This is a genomic window from Sphaerimonospora thailandensis, assembly GCF_016863115.1.
In the GTDB taxonomy this organism is placed as follows: Bacteria; Actinomycetota; Actinomycetes; order Streptosporangiales; family Streptosporangiaceae; genus Sphaerimonospora; species Sphaerimonospora cavernae.
Genome location: NZ_BOOG01000008.1, coordinates 1 through 18950, shown reverse-complemented (window position 1 = coordinate 18950; position 18950 = coordinate 1). Strand labels below are relative to the sequence as shown.

Genomic DNA, 18950 nt, shown 5'->3' with positions numbered 1-18950 from the left:
CGCCATGACAGCACGCCCGAATCATCCAGTCAAACAGATAAATGATTTGCTCATCTTGTCCCGATTTGCGCCGCCGTGCTGGTCAGGCCGCGGCCGGCCGGGCCGCCGACGCCGGGGTCAGCGCGATCTCGAGGACCTCCCTGACGTCGCTCACCGCGTGGACGGTGAGGTCGGCCAGCACCTCGGTGGGCACGTCGTCCAGGTCGGGCTCGTTGCGCGCCGGGATGAGCACGGTCGTGATCCCGGCCCGGTGCGCCGCCAGCAGCTTCTGCTTGACCCCGCCGATCGGCAGGACCCGCCCGGTGAGGGAGACCTCGCCGGTCATCGCCACGTCGCCGCGGACCGCGCGGCCCGACAGCAGCGAGGCGAGGGCCGTGGTCATCGTGACGCCCGCCGAGGGCCCGTCCTTGGGCACCGCGCCCGCCGGGACGTGGACGTGTACGGACCTGTCCTTCAGCGAGCCGACCGGCAGCTCCAGCTCGGCTCCCCGTGACCGCAGGTAGGACAGCGCGATCCGCGCCGACTCCTTCATCACGTCGCCGAGCTGACCGGTCAGCGTGACCCCGGTCCCTCCGGTCTCCGGGTCGGCCAGCGAGGCCTCCACATACAGGACATCACCGCCGGCGCCGGTGACGGCGAGGCCGGTCGCCACGCCCGGCACCGCCGTACGCTGCCGGGCCTCCGGCAGGGACGAATCGGGCACGTGGCGCGGCCGGCCCAGGTAGGAGACCAGGTCGTCGGCGGTGACCGCGACCGGCGGCTCGGCCTCGCCGAGGGCGGCCTTCGCCGTCACCTTGCGCAGGATCCGGGCGATCGACCGCTCCAGCGAGCGGACGCCGGCCTCGCGGGTGTACTCCCCCGCCAGGCGGCGCAGCGCGGCGTCCTCCACCGACACGTCCACGGCGGTGAGCCCGGCCTTCTCCAGCTGGCGCGGGAGCAGGTGGTCGCGGGCGATGGCCACCTTCTCGTCCTCGGTGTAGCCGTCGAGCGTGACGATCTCCATGCGGTCCAGCAGCGGGCCGGGCACCTGCTCCAGCACGTTGGCCGTGGCGAGGAACAGCACGTCGCTGAGGTCGAGCTCGACCTCCAGATAGTGGTCGCGGAAGGTGTGGTTCTGCGCCGGGTCGAGCACCTCCAGCAGCGCCGCCGTCGGATCGCCCCGATAGTCGGCCCCGACCTTGTCGATCTCGTCGAGCAGCACGACCGGGTTCATCGAGCCCGCCTCGCGGATGGCCCGGACGATGCGGCCGGGCAGCGCGCCGACGTACGTGCGCCGGTGGCCGCGGATCTCCGCCTCGTCGCGCACGCCGCCGAGCGCGACCCGGACGAACTTCCGCCCCATCGCTCGGGCGACCGACTCACCGAGCGAGGTCTTGCCGACGCCGGGCGGGCCGGCCAGGGCGAGCACCGCGCCGCTGCGCCGGCCGCCCACCACACCGAGACCCCGGTCGGCCCGGCGCTTGCGGACCGCGAGGTACTCCACGACCCGGTCCTTCACGTCGTCGAGGCCGGTGTGATCGGCGTCGAGCACCGCACGGGCGCCGGCGATGTCGTACTCGTCGTCCGTGCGCGTGTTCCAGGGGATCTCGAGGACGGTGTCGAGCCAGGTGCGGATCCAGCCGCTCTCGGGAGACTGGTCGGAGGTCCGCTCCAGCCTGCCGACCTCCTCCAGCGCGGCATCCCTGACCTTCTCCGGCAGGTCGGCGGCCTCGATCCGCGACCGGTAGTCCTCCTCCTCGTCCGACGGGTCGCCGTTGAGCTCGGCCAACTCCTTGCGTACGGCGGCGAGCTGCTGGCGGAGCAGGAACTCCCGCTGCTGCTTCTCCATGCCTTCCTGGACGTCCTTGCGAATGGTCTCGGCGACGTCCAGCTCGGCCAGGTGATCGCGAGCCCAGCCGACGAGCCTGTCCAGCCGCTCGGCCGGGTCGGCCGTCTCCAGCAGGAGCTGCTTCTGCGGCAGGGACAGCCAGGGGGCGTAGCCGGCGCTGTCGGCCAGCACGGCCGGATCGTCGATCTGGTTCACCGCGTCGACGACCTGCCATGCGCCGCGTTTCTGCAGGATCGTCGTGGTGAGCGCCTTGTACTCCTTGGCGAGCTCCTCCGCTCTGGGGCCGGAGGCCACTCCTTCGAGCACCGCGGCCTCCACCCACAGCGCGGCGCCGGGCCCGGTGGTGCCGGTGCCGACGCGCATCCGGTCCACGGCGCGGACCACGGCGGCCGGCTCACCGCCGGGTAAGCGCCCGACCTGTTCGATCACCGCGGACACCCCGATCGCGCCGTACCGGCCGTCCAGACGGGGCACGAGGAGCACCGTGCTCTCACCGCCGGCCCGCGCCGCGTCCACGGCCGCGCGCACCTCGGCGGCCGACAGGTCGAGCGGAACCACCATGCCGGGCAGGACGACCGCGTCGTCCAGCGGGAGAACGGGAAGGATCTGGGTCATGAGCACTCCCATGAGTTGAGTTATGTCGACTCAACTAACAGGAGCCTCGGCGTGTTCCATCTTTTGCGCCAGTTCGCTGTGAGCGATCGTAATCGTGTAATCAAGGGTGGCGGCCGAGGCCTGCCCCGAGTCCAGCCGGGAGACCGGGGATGTCCCCGTGCCCGCGGGCCGACGGTCAGGCGAGGAGCGGTTTCAGCTCCTCGCGGAGGGTCTGCCCGTCGCGGAAGTGGACGCCGTGGACGCCCACGGCCTGGGCGGCGGCGACGTTCTCGGTGCGGTCGTCGACGAAGACGACGTCCCCGGCCGGCACGCCCAGCTCCTCGATCACCTTGAGATAGATCTCCGCGTCGGGCTTCACCATGCCCATCCGGCCGCTGTAGAAGCGCGGACCGATCGGGGCCAGGAACGGCAGCGGGTCGATCCCGTCCGCGATGCAGATCGGGGCGTTGGACAGCAGCGCCATCGGCACTCCCTGGCCGGCCAACTCCTCGATCACCGCCGCGGTGTCCTCGTTGGGGCGCGACCAGCTCGCCGCGTCCAGCGCGACGGCCTGGTCGAGCTCGCCGCCGGTCACCGGCCTGCCGTACACGAACGACCAGTACGCCCCGGGATCGAGGGTAGCGCGGTCGAAGTCGAGGCGGGCCGCCCAGTAGCGCTCCTCGAAACCGGGCGGACCTTCTGTCTCGGGCCCGCCCAGCAGTGTGGCCAGCCGGGCGACGTCCGCCTCGGCCTGGGGCAGGGAGATGACATTGCCGTAGTCGAAAAGAACAATCTTCATGATTGTTCGATCATAACCTCTGTTCGTTTCACGGGACATACGGCTTCAGATAATCGTTGACGACTCCGCAACCGAGGTAGTTGCGCACGGTGTGGAAGTCCAGCGCATCGATATTGCAGGGCAGGTCGCGCTCGACACCCTCGAAGCAGCCGCCCAGGTCCGACGGGATGGCCGCGATGTCGTCCTTGTCGGCGACGTTGATCCAACGGCGGACGCCGGGCGGCCGGGTGCCCCACCCGTTCAAGGGGGCGGGCAGCAGCCGCTCGAAGACGACGTTCCGCATGCCGAGCGGGCTGCCCAGCGTGACCAGCAGCTCGACCTCCAGTTCCGGCTGCGCCCACAGCGCCTCATACGTCACCACGCTGCCGAGCGAATGGGCGACCACGACCCGGGGCGCGCGCCGCCGGATCGTGTCGGCCACCGCGTCGCGGGCCCGGCTTCGCGGGTCGCCACCGCCGAGATAGGCGGCGACCTCGGGACAGAAGCTCTCGGCGAAGCGCACCGCGCGCGGGCCGAGGGAGTCCAGCAGCCACCCGGTCAGCCGGTGGACCACACCGGTCAGCGACTCCCCGGCCGCGGCCGCGCCGCGCAGCCGCCCGTCCAGCTGGGCCGCCCAGTCGGCGAACACGAGCCTGGCCGGCGCCTCCATCTGCTTCAACTCCGGCTGGCTCACCGACCGTGCCGGGCCCGGCGTCTGGGCGGCAGGGCGCAGATGATGGGCGTAGTAGGCGATCTCAGAGAAGTACTCACCGTTTCCCCGGCCGATTCCCCTGCCCAGCCCCTTGCCCAGGTAGCCGTTCCACTTGAGCCGCATGGTCTCGGCCGCCCTGCCCGGTGAGCCGCCGGCCTCCTCGTAGTAGCGGTACTTCCCGATGCCGTGGACTCCGACGATCATGTTGCGGCAGCCGCCTTCCCTGGGTCGTACCGATCTCGCGCCACTCTGCACCAGCCGGTGGCCCGCGACAACCTCCAGCGAGGCGCTAAATGGCGGGCGAAAGCTGCCTTACAAGGGATAAATTGACTTACCCGGTCGACCTGACAGCCCAGTGGAGAGGGAGGATCATGCCAGGCCCGTTGCACATCCGCGGCTCGGTCGTCGTCCCCGAGGCCGAGCTCGCCTGGCGCTTCTCGCGATCCTCCGGCCCCGGCGGCCAGGGCGTCAACACCACCGACAGCCGGGTCGAGCTGAGCTTCGACGTGGCGGCCACGACCGCGCTCGGGCCGGCGCTCAAGGCCCGCGCCCTCGACCGGCTCGCCGCCCGTCTCGTCGACGGCGTGATGACCGTGGCGGCCTCCGAGCACCGCTCGCAACTACGTAACCGTGAGGCCGCACGGGCGCGGCTGGCACACCTGCTGCGTGAGGCGATCGCGCCACCGCCGAGGAAACGCCGCCCGACCGCACCCTCCAAGGGCTCGATCGAACGGCGCCTCGCCGCCAAGAAGCACCGCTCCGACCTCAAACGCCTGCGCCGTACGACCGACTGACCGACGCTTCAGACGAGGTCGACGAGGTCGGCCACGGAGTCGACGACCTGGGAGGGGCGGAAGGGATAGCGGTCGATCTGATCCTTCTGGGTCACCCCGGTGAGCACGAGGAACGTGTGCAGGCCCGCCTCCATGCCGCAGACCACGTCGGTGTCCATGCGGTCGCCGATCATCGCGGTGCTCTCGCTGTGCGCGTCGATCCGGTTGAGCGCGCTGCGCATCATCATCGGGTTCGGCTTGCCCACGAAGTACGGCTCCACTCCGGTCGCCTTCGTGATCATCGCGGCGACCGCGCCGCACGCGGGCAGCGATCCCTCGTGCGAGGGCCCGATCGGGTCGGGGTTGGTGGCGATGAACCGCGCGCCGTTCTCGATCAGCCGGATCGCCCGCGTTATCGAGGTGAAGCTGTAGGTCCTGGTCTCGCCGAGCACGACATAGTCGGGATCAAGATCTGTCAGCACATATCCGCATTGGTGGAGCGCGGTGGTGAGCCCCGCCTCGCCGATCACGTAGGCCGACCCCTCCGGCCGCTGGTCGGCCAGGAACTGGGCGGTGGCCAGTGCGGATGTCCAGATCGCCTCCGGCGGCACCTCCAGGCCCGCCGCGCGCAGCCGTACGGACAGGTCGCGAGGCGTGTAGATCGAGTTGTTGGTCAGCACGAGGAACCGCTTCCCCGAATCGCGCAGCCGCTTGATGAACTCGTCCGCCCCCGGGACCGGGTGCCCCTCGTGGACCAGCACGCCGTCCATGTCGGACAGCCACGACTCGATCGGCTTTCGCTCGCTCATGGGTCCAAGGATGACAGCTCCCCCCTATCCCAGACGAATCAGACAGAACACCCCTGTTGGAATTTTCAGTTGACCTCCCGGGTTGCCGAAACCATGAGCGTTGACACCATCCGCGGCGTGCCGCGCGGGACCGCCACGGTGCCGCTGTCGATCCTCGAACTCGCGACCGTCGGCGAGGGCGGCACCCCGGCCGAGGCGCTGGGCGTCGCCACCGAACTGGCCCGGCGTGCCGAGGAGTGGGGCTACCACCGCATCTGGGTGGCCGAGCACCACGGGATGCCGGGGGTGGCGAGCTCCTCGCCGGCCGTGCTAATCGCGCACCTGGCCGCCGCCACCCGCACGATCCGGATCGGTTCCGGCGGGGTCATGCTGCCCAACCACGCCCCACTGGTGATCGCCGAGCAGTTCGGCACGCTGCACGCGCTGCATCCGGGCCGCATCGACCTCGGCCTCGGCCGCGCCCCCGGCACCGACATGGCCACGGCGAACGCGCTGCGCCGCTCGGCCGAGGTGAACCCCGACGACTTCCCGCAGCAGCTCGACGAGCTGACCCGCTTCCTCGACGGATCCTTCCCGCCCGGCCACCCGTACGGGAAGATCCAGGCCGTGCCGCGGGAGGCCGACCGGCCGCCGATCTGGCTGCTCGGCTCCAGCGGGTTCAGCGCCCGCCTGGCCGGGCTGCTCGGCCTGCCGTTCGCCTTCGCCCATCACTTCAGCGCCGCCAACACCGAGCCCGCCCTCGAGCTCTACCGGTCCTGCTTCCAGCCCTCGGCGGTGCTCGCCGAGCCGTACGCGATGATCGGCGTGGCGGCCGTCGCCGCCGACACCGAACAGGAGGCGCTGCGGCAGGCCATGCCGGGCGCGCTGTCGTGGCTGCGCCTGCGCACGGGCCGCCCGGGCCGGGTGCCCACCCCCGAGGAGGCCGGGGCCTACCCCTACAGCCCGCTGGAGATGGAGTTCGTCCGCGAACGGCTGTCCACGGTCGTGTACGGCGACGCCGAGCGGGTGCGGGCCGGGCTGGACGAACTGCGTGAGCGCACCGGCGCGGACGAACTCATGATCACTACCCAGGTGCACGGCGGAGCCGCGCGCCTGCGCAACTACGAGCTGATCGCCAAGGCGTACGGCATGCCGTAGCGGCCGTCGGGATCTTAGAGTTCAAGCCGTGAACGGCTCCCGCGCGTCTGCCCCGGCCCTGCTCGACGACCTCGTACGGCTCGCGCCGCCAGATGCTCGCCGAGCCGGTCCGGTGACCGTGCTCAAGGAGACCCGGGTGCTCGTGGTCCGGGTCGGGGACGTCGTCGTCAAGGCCCACCAGCCGGGCACCGACGAGGCGTGGCTGCGTGCCCGGCTGGGGGTCGCCCAGGAGTTGCCGGAGGTGATGCTCGCCCCACTCGCACTGGAGTGGCTGGACGGCGGTTCACCGCACGGGGGCCGGCTCGTCACGATCTGGCCGGCCGGTGTCGCGCTGAGCCCCGATGACCTGAACGAGGCCGATGACCTTGATCGCGCCGACGGCCGTGACGGCGGCCGTGACGGCGGCCGTGACGGCGGCGGAGCGCCGTGGGAGGAGGGCGGCCGGCTGCTCGCCCGGCTGCACGCCCATCCCCCGCCGACCGGCCTGCCGCCCGCCGGGGGACCGGCCAGGGTGGCCGGGGCCGTGGCCGGACTCGCCGAGGTGGGCCTCCCCTCCCGGGTCCTGGCTCCGATCCGGGCGGCGTACGGCACGCTGCCGCCGTTCCCGTTCTCCGCTCCGGCGGGGAAGCGGGCGCCGAGGCTGACGCATGGCGACTGGCACCTCGGCCAGCTCGTCGAGCACCGAGGTCGCTGGCTGCTCATCGACCCCGACGACCTCGGCGTGGGCGACCCGGCGTGGGACCTGGCCCGCCCCGCCGCGTGGTTCGCCGCCGGGCTGCTGGAGCCCGATGCCTGGGACCGGTTCCTGTCGGCCTACCTCGCGGCGGGCGGCACCGCCGTGTCGGCCCGCGATCCGTGGCGGGAACTCGACCTGCCCGCCCGGGCGTTGACGGTCCAACTGGCGGCGACGGCCGTGGCGGCGGCGGCGAGGGCGGGTGACCCCCTCGACGACGCGGCCACGGCCATGCTGTCCTCCTGCGAGAGGATCGCGGCGACCGCCCGATCACGGACATGAACGACGTAGGGAGATGAGTTGATGGAGTGTCCCAAGTGCCGCGGCCACATGCGGACGTACGAGCGTAACGGCGTCCACATCGAGCAGTGCGACAACTGCCGGGGGATCTTCCTGGACCACGGCGAGCTGGAGGCGCTGACCCGGATGGAGTCCCAGTGGGCACAGCAGCACCACGCGCCGCCGCCGGCCCCCGGCGGCCCCGCCTGGGGCGCGCCGCACCACGGGCATTACGGCCACCACCGCAACCGCAGCTGGGTGGGCATGCTGTTCTCCAGCTGACCTCGGCGAGCCCGGCGGGGCGGAGGAACGGCTATGTCACGGCCAGCCCCTCCGGTCCCGCCGTCAGCCACCTGGTGATCCCGATCGACTCCAGGAACGGCAGGTCGTGCGCGGCCACGATCAGCGCGCCGCGGTAGGCCGACAGCGCCTGCGCGAGCACCCGGACGCTCGCCAGGTCGAGGTTGTTGGTCGGCTCGTCCAGCAGCAGGAGCTGCGGGGCGGGCTCGGCCAGCAGGAGCGCGGCCAGCACCGCGCGGAACCGCTCCCCGCCCGACAGCGTCCCGGCCGGCCGCTCGGCCCGGTCGCCGCGGAACAGGAACCTGGCGAGCCCCGCCCTGATCTCGTTCACCGACGCGGCCGGGGCGACGGCCCGCACGTTGTCGACCAGGCTGAGTGAGTCGTCGAGCACGTCGAGCCGCTGCGGCAGGTAACGCATGGGGACCCCCACCTTGACCGTCCCCTCCACCGGAGGGATCTCTCCCGTGATCGTGCGGAGCAGCGTGGACTTGCCCGCCCCGTTGCGTCCGAGCAGCGCGACCCGTTCCGGTCCGCCGACGATCAGATCGCCGATGGGGCCCGCGTCCGTACGGACCCCGTCGAGGACGAGGACCGTGCGTCCGGCCGGGACCTCGGTGGCGGGCAGCGCAACCCTGATCTCGGCGTCGTCGCGGACCGCGTCCTCCGCCTCGGTGAGCCGCTCGCGTGCCTCCGACAGCTTCTCCTCGTGCATCGTGCGGTGCTTGCCGGCCGACACCTGGGCCTGCCGCTTGCGCTCCTGCATGATGATCTTGGGCTCGCGCTTGTTCTCGTACATCTTGTTGCCGTACCTCACCCTGCGGGCCAGCTTGGTCTGCGCCTCGGCCAGCTCGCGCCGCTGCCGCCGTACGTCGCCCTCGGCGGCCCGGACCGCCCGCTCGGCGGCCTCCCTCTCGATGGCGAGCACCTCCTCGTACTCGCTGAGCGTGCCACCGAACGTCCGCCCGGCCGGCAGGTCGGCGATCTGGTCCACCCGTTCGAGCAGCGCCCGGTCGTGGCTGACCACGACCAGCGTCCTCGTCCAGGACGAGACGGCGTCGTACAGCCGCTGCCGGGCGTCCAGGTCGAGGTTGTTGGTCGGCTCGTCGAGCAGCAGGATCTCCGGCTCGGCGAGGAACCGTGCGGCCAGCCCGACCAGCACCGTCTCTCCGCCGGAGAGCGTGGCGACCGTGCGGTCGAGATCCACCTCGCCGAGGCCGAGGCGGTCGAGCTCGGCGCGGGCGCGCTCCTCGACGTCCCAGACCACCACGTCGAAGTTCGCCTCGCTCAGGTCCCCGCGCTCGATCGCGTGCAGGGCCTGCCGGGCCGGGCTGATCCCGAGCAGGTCAGAGACCGTACGGCTCGCGCCGAGCGGCAGGTTCTGCGGCAGGTAGCCGACCGCGCCGCGCACGCCGACGGAGCCTGCCGAGGGGGTCAACTCTCCGGCGATGATCCTGAGCAGTGTCGACTTTCCGGACCCGTTGGCCCCGATGAGACCGATACGACCGGCGCCGAATGCGAAACGGAGGTCCTCGAACACGGCCGTGCCGTCAGGCCAGCCGAAGGACAATTCCGTACAGACGATAGAAAAAGACGCAGAAGACATGGGCGGCTCCCCAGACGTGGACGGTGACGGCGGATACGCATGGAGACACCGCGGGCACAGGCCGGGGTTGGACGCCGCGAAGAAGGGTCCTGAGGTCGCTGCGCCGACGACCACCGACGAGGCGGTGGAAACAGCGCGGTGTCGTGACCTCAGAGCTTCAACGAACCCTCCGAAAGGAGGCGGCAGGACGCGAACCAGGTTAGAGGGCCGACGACCAGGGACGCCACTGATTTACCGCGCCCCCGGCTTATCGCCGCGCCGCCCGGGGGAAGTTAGAAACGGCTACCCCCTCTACATCGCCATGAGAAGTTAGGCGTAAGGTAATCCTGGCCTAAATAAGGTTAGGCTTACCGACTCCTCGGAGGGGGGCATCGTGTTCGCGAGCTACCTGATCGGCCTGCGCGAAGGCCTGGAGGCGGCCCTTGTCGTCTCCATTCTGGTGGCCTTCCTGGTCAAGAGCGAGCGCCGCGACCGATTGCCGCTCGTGTGGGCCGGGGTGGGCTCCGCGGTCGTGCTGTCGATCGGGTTCGGCGCGCTGCTCACCTTCACCGCCGCGCACCTCGCCTCGCAGCAGCAGGAGCTGTTCGACGCCGTCACCTCCCTCGCCGCGACGGTCTTCGTGACCTTCATGGTGTTCTGGATGCGCACGGCCGCACGGCGGATGTCCGGGGAGCTCCGCGAGAAGCTGAGCGACGCCCTCCAGCTCGGCGCGACGGCGGTCGCCGTGGTCGCCTTCCTCGCGGTCGTCCGGGAAGGGCTGGAGACCGCGCTGCTGTGGTTCGCCGCGGTCCAGGGCGCGACCACCAGCGCCAGCCCGCTGATCGGCATCAGCCTCGGGCTGCTGACCGCCGTCGCGCTCGGCTGGGGACTGTACCGCAGCGCCCTGCGGATCAACCTCACGAAGTTCTTCACCTGGACCGGGCTGCTGCTGATCCTCGTCGCCGCGGGCATCTTCAAGTACGGCGTGCACGACCTGCAGGAGGCGGGCGTGCTGCCCGGCCTCGCCACCCACGCGTTCGACATCAGCGGCGTCCTCGACCCGGGAGCCTGGTATTCGACGCTGCTCAGCGGCATGTTCAACATCACCCCGCAGCCCAGCGTGCTGGAGACCATCGCCTGGGTGGCCTACGCGGCACCGGTCCTCTTCCTCTTCCTGAGGCCCTCCGGCCGGACGCCCGCCCGCCCCGTTCCCGCCTCGGCCCAGCCCGCCTCCTGATCCGGAATTGACGGAGTCCACCAATGCGCACCCCCATCACCGCGGCCGTCGCCGTGCTCGCCCTCGGCGGCCTCACCGGTCTCACCGCCTGCTCGTCGTCGGAGACGTCCTCCGGGACGGACGGCGCGGACAAGAAGATCGCCGTCGCGGCCACCGACACCGAGTGCAAGGTCGCCACCGCTGACCTGGCCGCCGGGACCTCGACGTTCACCGTGACCAACAACGGCAGCAAGGTCACCGAGTTCTACGTCTACGCCGCGGGCGACCGGGTGATGGGCGAGGTCGAGAACATCGTCCCCGGCCTGACCCGTGACATGGTCGTCGAGCTCCCGCCCGGGATGTACGAGGCGACCTGCAAGCCGGGCATGACCGGCAAGGGCATCCGCAACCCGCTCAAGGTCAGCGGCGAGCACAAGCCGCTGACGGACGACGCACAGCTCGCCGAGGCCGTCGCCGGCTACAAGCGGTACGTCAAGAGCCAGTCGGACGTCTTGCTCGTCAAGACGAAGGAGTTCGCCGATGCCGTCAAGGCCGGCGACATCGACAAGGCCAAGCAGCTCTACCCGGTGGCCAGGACGTACTGGGAGCGCATCGAGCCGGTGGCGGAGATCTTCGGCGACCTCGACCCGGCCATCGACGCCCGGGAGAACGACGTCGCCGAGGGCGAGGAGTGGACCGGCTTCCACCGCATCGAAAAGGACCTGTGGGTCAAGAAGAACGTCAGCGGGGACGGGCCGCTCGCCGACAAGCTGATGGCCGACGTCACCACGATCGTCGAGAAGGCCAACGCGACCGAGTTGTCGCCCGTGCAGCTCGCCAACGGCGCCAAGGAGCTGCTCGACGAGGTCGCCACCGGGAAGATCACCGGCGAGGAGGACCGCTACTCCCACACCGACCTGTGGGACTTCGACGCCAACCTGCAGGGCAGCAAGGCCGCCGTCCAGGCCCTGCGCCCGGTACTGGAGGAGCGGGCCCCCGACCTGGTGAAGACGCTCGACGCGAAGTTCGCCGCGGCCGAGCAGGCTCTCGGGCGGCACCGGTCCGGCGACGGGTGGCAGTTGCACACCGAGCTGTCCAAGGACGACCTGCGCCTGCTGTCTGACGCCATCAACGCCCTGTCCGAGCCGATCAGCAAGGTCGCCGCGGTGGTCGCGAAATGAGCGGGATAAGCCGGCGGAAGCTGTTCGGCCTGGGAGCGGCGGGTGTGGCCGCCGCCGGCGCCGTCGGCGCGGGCGCCTTGGCCGGGCGCTCCCTGGGCGGCGACTCGGCCACCGTGACGAGCGATGAGTCCTCGGCTTCCGCCCCTGTACCGTTCTACGGCGCCCACCAGGCGGGCATCACCACCCCCGCCCAGGACCGGCTGCACTTCGTCGCGCTCGACGTGACCACGGAGAAGAAGGCCGAGCTGGTCGAGCTGCTCCAGGAGTGGACCGCGGCCGCTGCCCGGATGACCCAGGGCAAGGATGCCGGCACCTTCGGCGCGGTCGGCGGCGACCCGGAGGCCCCGCCGGACGACACCGGCGAGGCCCTCGGCCTGCCCGCCTCCGGCCTCACGCTCACCATCGGCTTCGGCCCCTCCCTGTTCGACAAATTCGAGCTCGCAGACCGCAGGCCGTCGTCGCTCGCCGACCTGCCGGCCTTCCCCGGCGACGCGCTGATTCCGGAGATCTCGGGCGGCGACATCTGCATCCAGGCCTGCGCCCACGACCCCCAGGTGGCCGTCCACGCGATCCGGAATCTGGCCCGGCTCGGGTTCGGGAAGGTCGCGGTCCGCTACTCCCAGCTCGGCTTCGGCCGCACGTCCTCCACCTCCCGCGCCCAGGCGACGCCGCGCAACCTGATGGGCTTCAAGGACGGCACCGCCAACCTCAAGCTCGAGGACACCGAAATGCTCCGTGAGCACCTGTGGGCCGCCCCCGGCGACGGCCCGGCCTGGATGGACGGCGGCACCTATCTGGTCACCCGCAAGATCCGCATGCACATCGAGACCTGGGATCGCGCCCCGCTGTCGGAGCAGGAGGCCATCTTCGGCCGCGACAAGGGCGTCGGCGCGCCGCTCACCGGCCGGGATGAGTTCGACGAGCCGGATCTCGCCAAAACCGGCTCCGACGGAAAACCCGTCATCGCCGACGACTCGCACGTGCGGCTCGCCCACCCGTCCCTCCACGGCGGCGCCCGCATCCTGCGCCGCGGCTACAACTATGTCGACGGCTCCGACGGACTGGGCCGCCTCGATGCCGGGCTGTTCTTCATGGCCTACCAGCGCGATCCCCACAAGCAGTTCGTCCCGATCCAGCAGGCGCTGGCCGCCAAGGACTCGCTGAACGAATACATCAAGCACGTCTCCAGCGGCATCTTCGCCTGCCCGCCCGGCCTCGCCGACGCTGGCGACTACTGGGGCAACAGCCTTTTCGCCTGACTATAGGCGTGGTGTACGGCTTTATTTCCCGAGCCATGCACCACGCCAAATGGGAGCCATCCCCGCGTCCACGGGGAGCACTATCCGTCATCGTACAGACACAGAATGACAAACAGAGGGTTCATTCCTGCGCCCGGGGGGCACCGTCCTCGCCAATCTTGACGGCATCGCGGACCGGGACCATCCCCGCGTGCGCGGGGAGCACATGTTCGGCGAGCTGAAGTACATCGGTCTGGTGGGACCATCCCCGCGTGCGCGGGGAGCACAACCATCCCCAGTTGTCGCTCATGCACCGATGGGGACCATCCCCGCGTGCGCGGGGAGCACCTTGCCGCACCCGAGCCCGGTCTCCTCGTCCGGGGACCATCCCCGCGTGCGCGGGAAGCACAAGGTCTTGACGGAGATCCGGAAGGCGGAGCAGGGACCATCCCCGCGTGCGCGGGGAGCACAGAGACTCGTGGACCTGCCAAACGGTCTCTAGGGGACCATCCCCGCGTGCGCGGGGAGCACTTGACGAGAAACTGATATTCCTCGTGATCAGCGGGACCATCCCCGCGTGCGCGGGGAGCACTGCCCGTCGTGCAGGGGTGTCGTGGTGCCTCCGGGACCATCCCCGCGTGCGCGGGGAGCACACGCCGCGTGCCTGTTCGGCGCGTTGGGCGAGGGGACCATCCCCGCGTGCGCGGGGAGCACTGGCGGGCGGCGCTGGACGGGCCGCCCCGCTCGGGACCATCCCCGCGTGCGCGGGGAGCACCGCGTCCTGCGGATCTACCCGTCCGGAGGGCGGGGACCATCCCCGCGTGCGCGGGGAGCACCGGCCGCAGAATAGCGCTGCCGACCCGGCCGAGGGACCATCCCCGCGTGCGCGGGGAGCACAAGACGCTCGCCCCGCGTGTGCTCCGCTCGCAGGGACCATCCCCGCGTGCGCGGGGAGCACCAGTTGTCACCCCAAGAAATGCTCAGGGTTCGGGGACCATCCCCGCGTGCGCGGGGAGCACGCTCTGATCCGGCCGTCGAGCTTCCCGTTGACGGGACCATCCCCGCGTGCGCGGGGAGCACAAACACCAACCTTCTTCGTCATGCCGAGTGTGGGGACCATCCCCGCGTGCGCGGGGAGCACCGTGTTCAGCCGGCCGATGGGCGGGTCGAGGTGGGACCATCCCCGCGTGCGCGGGGAGCACTTCGAGGCGGAAGGCACGGACATGGGGGCGTCGGGACCATCCCCGCGTGCGCGGGGAGCACCATCCCAGTCCGACGCCCGATAGGCCGACGTGGGGACCATCCCCGCGTGCGCGGGGAGCACCGGCCGGCGACTTGGAAGGTCTCGGTAGCCTTGGGACCATCCCCGCGTGCGCGGGGAGCACGTCTCCTTCGGTGTCGTCGTCGTAGTCGGCCTGGGACCATCCCCGCGTGCGCGGGGAGCACGTCGACTCCGAGGAGGAGTTCGTGACCCGCCTGGGACCATCCCCGCGTGCGCGGGGAGCACATGGGGGCGTTGGCGTTCCGTTGGTCGTTGACGGGACCATCCCCGCGTGCGCGGGGAGCACACGACCGAGCCGTTGATCGTCACCGGCTGATTGGGACCATCCCCGCGTGCGCGGGGAGCACAGCAGCATCGCCCGGATCGTATCCGTGGCGACGGGACCATCCCCGCGTGCGCGGGGAGCACCTGTCGGGGGCGATCGGCGACGCCCTGGGCGCGGGACCATCCCCGCGTGCGCGGGGAGCACCGGATCACGCCGGTGCGGGCGAAAGCCCTGCGGGGACCATCCCCGCGTGCGCGGGGAGCACGACGCTACGGCGTCGATCGCCTCGTGGGTCGCGGGACCATCCCCGCGTGCGCGGGGAGCACGACGAGCTGGCGTTCGTCGACGCGCTCAAGGAGGGACCATCCCCGCGTGCGCGGGGAGCACACGGTCGCCGATCATGAGAGCGCATCCGCCCGGGGACCATCCCCGCGTGCGCGGGGAGCACCCGTTTCGAGGCGGCGCAGGATCGGGTAGAGGGGGACCATCCCCGCGTGCGCGGGGAGCACACGACCAAGGACTCGCCGCACCCCATCGGGCAGGGACCATCCCCGCGTGCGCGGGGAGCACTGGGTGCCGGCGTTGCGGACCGCGATCCACAAGGGACCATCCCCGCGTGCGCGGGGAGCACCCGCTGCTGCCGGGCTGGAGGAGGAGGCCGAGGGGACCATCCCCGCGTGCGCGGGGAGCACAATGGCCGCCCCCTTCGTTGCGCGATCCCTCTGGGACCATCCCCGCGTGCGCGGGGAGCACACGGGAATCTTTATCGCTAGTGGTGCTGGTTGGGGACCATCCCCGCGTGCGCGGGGAGCACTCGTCGTTGCGGGATCCCCGGCAGTCGTGGCCGGGACCATCCCCGCGTGCGCGGGGAGCACCTGGACGCTGAGGGGAACCGGCGGGAGCTGACGGGACCATCCCCGCGTGCGCGGGGAGCACAAAGATCCGAACGTCGTGGACACGGACTCGGAGGGACCATCCCCGCGTGCGCGGGGAGCACCGGCCCACTCCTTGAGCAGCTCCCACTCGGCGGGACCATCCCCGCGTGCGCGGGGAGCACTGAGCGGTTCTGGGCCAAGGTCGATCGGAAGGGGGACCATCCCCGCGTGCGCGGGGAGCACGTCTCCGTCCGCTCGTGGGCGCCGAGGGGTTGGGGACCATCCCCGCGTGCGCGGGGAGCACGACCACTCGGCCTGTGACAGCTTGTCGTCGCTGGGACCATCCCCGCGTGCGCGGGGAGCACAAACGGACCGGGACGACCGACGAAGCACCGCCGGGACCATCCCCGCGTGCGCGGGGAGCACAGGCGGCCGAACTCCAGCGCGGGAACGGCACCGGGACCATCCCCGCGTGCGCGGGGAGCACGAGTGGCCGATCCTGTCGGAGGATCTGCGGCGGGGACCATCCCCGCGTGCGCGGGGAGCACGCGCTGGGCTGCTCGGTCACGGTGTAGGCGTAGGGACCATCCCCGCGTGCGCGGGGAGCACGACCCGGCCAACACCTACGTGACCAAGGAAGGGGGACCATCCCCGCGTGCGCGGGGAGCACGGTCAGGCGGCATGCCCCGTACCCGACGCTCCGGGACCATCCCCGCGTGCGCGGGGAGCACTGCCCGGCCCTCTCGCTTTTGCCGGGGGAGCTGGGACCATCCCCGCGTGCGCGGGGAGCACTCGGCCCGGAGGCCCGCACCCCCGCCCAGCTTGGGACCATCCCCGCGTGCGCGGGGAGCACCCCTGATCAGGGACAACCGAGCACGCAAGACGGGGACCATCCCCGCGTGCGCGGGGAGCACTTGCGGGGAGCGCCGCGCGGCGCTCCCCTATGGGGACCATCCCCGCGTGCGCGGGGAGCACGCCTCGGGATGCAGGATCGGCACGCCGGTGTTGGGACCATCCCCGCGTGCGCGGGGAGCACCGCCCGCGAGACCGTGAAGGAGGCCGCGTGATGGGACCATCCCCGCGTGCGCGGGGAGCACACCTTGCCGACCTGGCGGCGATCGACGGTCACAGGACCATCCCCGCGTGCGCGGGGAGCACACTGCGTGACCTGCACGTTTAGACGGACAGGAAGCAGTTTTCGAGCACTTTTAAAGGTTCAGACATTTCGGGCAGGCATCCCCCGGTGATGCGTTTCATCCGGAGCCCGGATTGACGGGCTCAGGGCAGCGCTCGTCACTTCCTTCACCGGCCGTATCGGCGACGTTTTGCCACCTTGCTCCAGCCGCTCGGAGGGGCAGCCGAAGAGATGGCAGGTTGCTCCTTCGGCCTACGGATCAAGACAAGACCCTCATGGTCGACTGGATGCCACTTGTGATCATGGGTGTCGAATGTAAACCCTTGCTCGTTGTTCGTGCTATGCACGAGGAGGGCACGACCGGTATCCGCGTACTGCCGGACTTCCTTCCACAACGCTTCCCTGATTCGGGCGGACGGACCGCCGATGAAGACGCCTGGCGAGATCTCAGTCAGCCAGCGGGTCAGGAAGCCGCGCAGGCCTACTGGACAGCGGGTGAGCACGATCACCGTCACCAGATCACCTCGTCACTTCCCGGATAGGTGTAGGTGTACTCGTCCGCGTAGTTACGACCGGACGCCACTTCCACTCCATGATCACTCTGAAGCGTGACGCGGTCAGTGTCGTCCCCGGTGGGATCTTCTTCTGTCTCTGTCGACAGAAGAAGCTGCTTGATGTCGCTCACGCACCGCTTCAGCAGACCGACATCGTTGACCCGATCCCTGATCGCTCTACGGGTGCGGGAGCCCACATCTTCCGGGCTCTGTGCTGTCACATCGAAAGCGATGGGGATGGCGATCTCGGTCTTGTACAGGTCAGCGATGTCCAGCACGAACGCCAGTTCATGCCCTGAGTGGATGAAACCAAGACCGGGAGCGCAGCCCAGAGCGGCGACAGCAGTCTGGGCGATGCCGTACATGCACTGGGCGGCCGCGGTCACCGCCTGATTGGCGGGGTCGCCCGAGTTGAAGTCACCGGGGAGGTACTGCCGGCCGTTCCAGGGGAGGCCGACTCTCGCAGCCTCCCTGCGGTAGCACTCCTTTACTCGTCGGCCTTCCCGCCCGAGGAGTTCGTGCCGGGTGAAACCGGCCGGGTCCTCATCGGGAAATCGAAGCCGATACATCTCACGGGCTACTTCGAGCCGCGTGCGACGGTTGGCCCACTTCGTCGCATGTGCCTCTACCAGCGCAGACGAGCGAGTCAGCGATCTGCCGCCTGAGTAGAACCGCACACCCTGCTCGCCGACCCACACCACGCCGGCCCCACTGTCTCCGAGCACACTCATCGCCTGGTGCGTGACCCGGGTGCCGGGGCCGAGCAGCAACGTTCCGATCGTGGCGGACGGGATGTGGATGACGCCCTCCGCGTCCTCGGCGGTGAGCGCGTTGTCTTCGCGGTGCAGCGTGCATCGTTCCAGGTAGACGAAGGAGATTCGATCTCCCATGCGCGTGAGTTCGCGCGGTGAGGAGTTCCCGCGCTGGCCGATGGTAGCCACGGTCACACCGCCGCGAGTGTCATCAAACCGCAGCCGTATGCCTTCGCCCGCCCAAGCCCTCGGGTGAGGGTACGCCGAAAGGCGTCGGGATCGGTTACTTCCAGGAGCCCGTCGAAGGTAACGGTAACCAATGACACCCGCTGCTGTTGCCCGCCCTTGCCGAAGTTGAGCTGACGCCGGTTATGGATCACCAGTTCGTACTCATCACCTTCCGGGATGAGGCGCTGCTGCTGAGGCTTCTCCATGACCTTGAATCCCGCGCCCTCCTGACGTTGCAGAAGCCAGCGCGACTGGTGACGTAGTCCCACGTGCGGTGTGATCTTTGTGGGCTCGTCGTCGCGGCGACGGGCAGTGTGCACTGGATTGGCGGTCAGCCGAAACGACCAACGATCCCCCGTGGAAAGCCGGTCCAAGAGGGGCGCGTAGTCGTAGGTTTCCCACCGGCCCGTGTCCGGCCAGCCGGCCTGCTCGACCAGGTGGGTCAGATCAGGTTTGGCCGGACCGACGATGTAGAGATAGGTCTCGGCTCGACTGGTGGCGTCGACTCTCCACAGCACTCTCGGGCCGTCGTCTCCGGTAACCGGGATCTCCGCGAATGACGACATCACCGCAGCGTGCAGCCGCTGTGGTGATGACAGCAGCTGCCTGGCACCTACGCGGGCGGTGTTAACACGGAGCCGGGTCAAATACATCAAACACCTCCCAGGAGCAATGTGGGATCATGAGCTGGACGCCTAG

At 70.4% G+C, this 18950-nt stretch carries 15 protein-coding genes and 1 CRISPR repeat array; of the genes, 7 read left to right on the top strand and 8 right to left on the bottom strand.

The annotated features are described in order from the left end of the window. Positions 1 to 82: 82 nt before the first annotated feature. The 3 genes from lon to Mth01_RS03235 all read right to left on the bottom strand — a co-directional run bounded on the left by lon (position 83) and on the right by Mth01_RS03235 (position 4116). Positions 83 to 2443, bottom strand: a complete 2361-nt coding sequence (gene lon / locus Mth01_RS03245) for an endopeptidase La (protein WP_204010994.1) — start codon at positions 2441 to 2443, stop codon at positions 83 to 85. Between the two features lie 175 nt (positions 2444 to 2618). After that, on the bottom strand, positions 2619 to 3221 hold the full coding sequence (locus Mth01_RS03240; protein ID WP_204010992.1) for an HAD family hydrolase: 603 nt from the start codon (positions 3219 to 3221) through the stop codon (positions 2619 to 2621). Between the two features lie 28 nt (positions 3222 to 3249). Next, the gene (locus Mth01_RS03235; RefSeq protein ID WP_204010989.1) at positions 3250 to 4116 is read right to left on the bottom strand and encodes a hypothetical protein; all 867 of its coding nucleotides are present in this window, start codon (positions 4114 to 4116) and stop codon (positions 3250 to 3252) included. Positions 4117 to 4283: 167 nt separating this feature from the next. Between Mth01_RS03235 and arfB the strand changes: the two genes are divergently transcribed. Continuing rightward, on the top strand, positions 4284 to 4706 hold the full coding sequence (gene arfB, locus Mth01_RS03230; RefSeq protein WP_204010987.1) for an alternative ribosome rescue aminoacyl-tRNA hydrolase ArfB: 423 nt from the start codon (positions 4284 to 4286) through the stop codon (positions 4704 to 4706). A gap of 8 nt (positions 4707 to 4714) precedes the next feature. Here arfB and Mth01_RS03225 read toward each other — a convergent pair whose 3' ends face one another. Continuing rightward, positions 4715 to 5494 (bottom strand): HAD-IIA family hydrolase, encoded by a 780-nt coding sequence (locus Mth01_RS03225; RefSeq protein WP_204010985.1) that lies wholly within the window; start codon positions 5492 to 5494, stop codon positions 4715 to 4717. A gap of 93 nt (positions 5495 to 5587) precedes the next feature. Between Mth01_RS03225 and Mth01_RS03220 the strand changes: the two genes are divergently transcribed. From Mth01_RS03220 to Mth01_RS03210, 3 genes are read left to right on the top strand one after another with little or no spacing between them, the layout of a single operon-like run. After that, complete coding sequence (locus tag Mth01_RS03220; protein ID WP_204010984.1) at positions 5588 to 6631, top strand: LLM class flavin-dependent oxidoreductase; 1044 nt, start codon at positions 5588 to 5590, stop codon at positions 6629 to 6631. Between the two features lie 28 nt (positions 6632 to 6659). Further along, positions 6660 to 7646 carry a phosphotransferase family protein gene (locus tag Mth01_RS03215; RefSeq protein ID WP_239089312.1) on the top strand — a complete coding sequence of 329 codons (987 nt, stop codon included), beginning with the start codon at positions 6660 to 6662 and terminating at the stop codon, positions 7644 to 7646. Between the two features lie 21 nt (positions 7647 to 7667). Beyond that, positions 7668 to 7925 (top strand): TFIIB-type zinc ribbon-containing protein, encoded by a 258-nt coding sequence (locus tag Mth01_RS03210; RefSeq protein WP_204010983.1) that lies wholly within the window; start codon positions 7668 to 7670, stop codon positions 7923 to 7925. A 31-nt stretch (positions 7926 to 7956) separates the two neighbouring features. On the opposite strand, the gene Mth01_RS03205 is transcribed toward Mth01_RS03210, so the two are convergent. Continuing rightward, positions 7957 to 9546 (bottom strand): ABC-F family ATP-binding cassette domain-containing protein, encoded by a 1590-nt coding sequence (locus Mth01_RS03205; RefSeq protein WP_204010982.1) that lies wholly within the window; start codon positions 9544 to 9546, stop codon positions 7957 to 7959. A gap of 373 nt (positions 9547 to 9919) precedes the next feature. Here Mth01_RS03205 and efeU point away from each other — a divergent pair, with 373 nt between their 5' ends. Genes efeU through efeB form a run of 3 tightly spaced genes read left to right on the top strand, consistent with a single transcriptional unit; the run spans position 9920 to position 13181 of the window. Further along, complete coding sequence (efeU, locus tag Mth01_RS03200) at positions 9920 to 10762, top strand: iron uptake transporter permease EfeU (protein WP_204010981.1); 843 nt, start codon at positions 9920 to 9922, stop codon at positions 10760 to 10762. Between the two features lie 23 nt (positions 10763 to 10785). Continuing rightward, the gene (gene efeO, locus Mth01_RS03195; protein ID WP_204010980.1) at positions 10786 to 11922 is read left to right on the top strand and encodes an iron uptake system protein EfeO; all 1137 of its coding nucleotides are present in this window, start codon (positions 10786 to 10788) and stop codon (positions 11920 to 11922) included. Continuing rightward, on the top strand, positions 11919 to 13181 hold the full coding sequence (efeB, locus tag Mth01_RS03190; RefSeq protein ID WP_204010979.1) for an iron uptake transporter deferrochelatase/peroxidase subunit: 1263 nt from the start codon (positions 11919 to 11921) through the stop codon (positions 13179 to 13181). Before efeO ends, efeB begins: the two co-directional genes overlap by 4 nt. 176 nt (positions 13182 to 13357) lie before the next feature. Beyond that, positions 13358 to 16740: direct repeats of the CRISPR family, unit length 29 nt; unit sequence GGGACCATCCCCGCGTGCGCGGGGAGCAC. A gap of 144 nt (positions 16741 to 16884) precedes the next feature. Here efeB and cas2e read toward each other — a convergent pair. The 3 genes from cas2e to cas6e are packed head-to-tail and all read right to left on the bottom strand — an operon-like array spanning position 16885 to position 18904. Further along, positions 16885 to 17232 carry a type I-E CRISPR-associated endoribonuclease Cas2e gene (gene cas2e, locus Mth01_RS03185; RefSeq protein WP_204010977.1) on the bottom strand — a complete coding sequence of 116 codons (348 nt, stop codon included), beginning with the start codon at positions 17230 to 17232 and terminating at the stop codon, positions 16885 to 16887. Beyond that, the gene (gene cas1e / locus Mth01_RS03180) at positions 17229 to 18212 is read right to left on the bottom strand and encodes a type I-E CRISPR-associated endonuclease Cas1e (protein ID WP_204010974.1); all 984 of its coding nucleotides are present in this window, start codon (positions 18210 to 18212) and stop codon (positions 17229 to 17231) included. The genes cas2e and cas1e overlap by 4 nt, the downstream gene beginning before the upstream one ends. A gap of 2 nt (positions 18213 to 18214) precedes the next feature. Next, positions 18215 to 18904: a type I-E CRISPR-associated protein Cas6/Cse3/CasE gene (cas6e, locus tag Mth01_RS03175; protein WP_204010972.1), complete on the bottom strand. Its 690-nt coding sequence runs from the start codon at positions 18902 to 18904 to the stop codon at positions 18215 to 18217. Between the last annotated feature and the right edge of the window lie 46 nt (positions 18905 to 18950).

What these genes read in the sequence shown, in the direction of transcription:
- Mth01_RS03210 (WP_204010983.1), top strand. Translation starts at nt 7,668, where the DNA reads ATGGAGTGTCCCAAGTGCCGCGGCCACATGCGGACGTACGAGCGTAAC.
- lon (WP_204010994.1), bottom strand. Translation starts at nt 2,443, where the DNA reads ATGACCCAGATCCTTCCCGTTCTCCCGCTGGACGACGCGGTCGTCCTG.
- arfB (WP_204010987.1), top strand. Translation starts at nt 4,284, where the DNA reads ATGCCAGGCCCGTTGCACATCCGCGGCTCGGTCGTCGTCCCCGAGGCC.
- Mth01_RS03235 (WP_204010989.1), bottom strand. Translation starts at nt 4,116, where the DNA reads ATGATCGTCGGAGTCCACGGCATCGGGAAGTACCGCTACTACGAGGAG.
- Mth01_RS03225 (WP_204010985.1), bottom strand. Translation starts at nt 5,494, where the DNA reads ATGAGCGAGCGAAAGCCGATCGAGTCGTGGCTGTCCGACATGGACGGC.
- Mth01_RS03205 (WP_204010982.1), bottom strand. Translation starts at nt 9,546, where the DNA reads ATGTCTTCTGCGTCTTTTTCTATCGTCTGTACGGAATTGTCCTTCGGC.
- efeB (WP_204010979.1), top strand. Translation starts at nt 11,919, where the DNA reads ATGAGCGGGATAAGCCGGCGGAAGCTGTTCGGCCTGGGAGCGGCGGGT.
- efeO (WP_204010980.1), top strand. Translation starts at nt 10,786, where the DNA reads ATGCGCACCCCCATCACCGCGGCCGTCGCCGTGCTCGCCCTCGGCGGC.
- Mth01_RS03240 (WP_204010992.1), bottom strand. Translation starts at nt 3,221, where the DNA reads ATGAAGATTGTTCTTTTCGACTACGGCAATGTCATCTCCCTGCCCCAG.
- cas6e (WP_204010972.1), bottom strand. Translation starts at nt 18,904, where the DNA reads ATGTATTTGACCCGGCTCCGTGTTAACACCGCCCGCGTAGGTGCCAGG.
- Mth01_RS03220 (WP_204010984.1), top strand. Translation starts at nt 5,588, where the DNA reads ATGAGCGTTGACACCATCCGCGGCGTGCCGCGCGGGACCGCCACGGTG.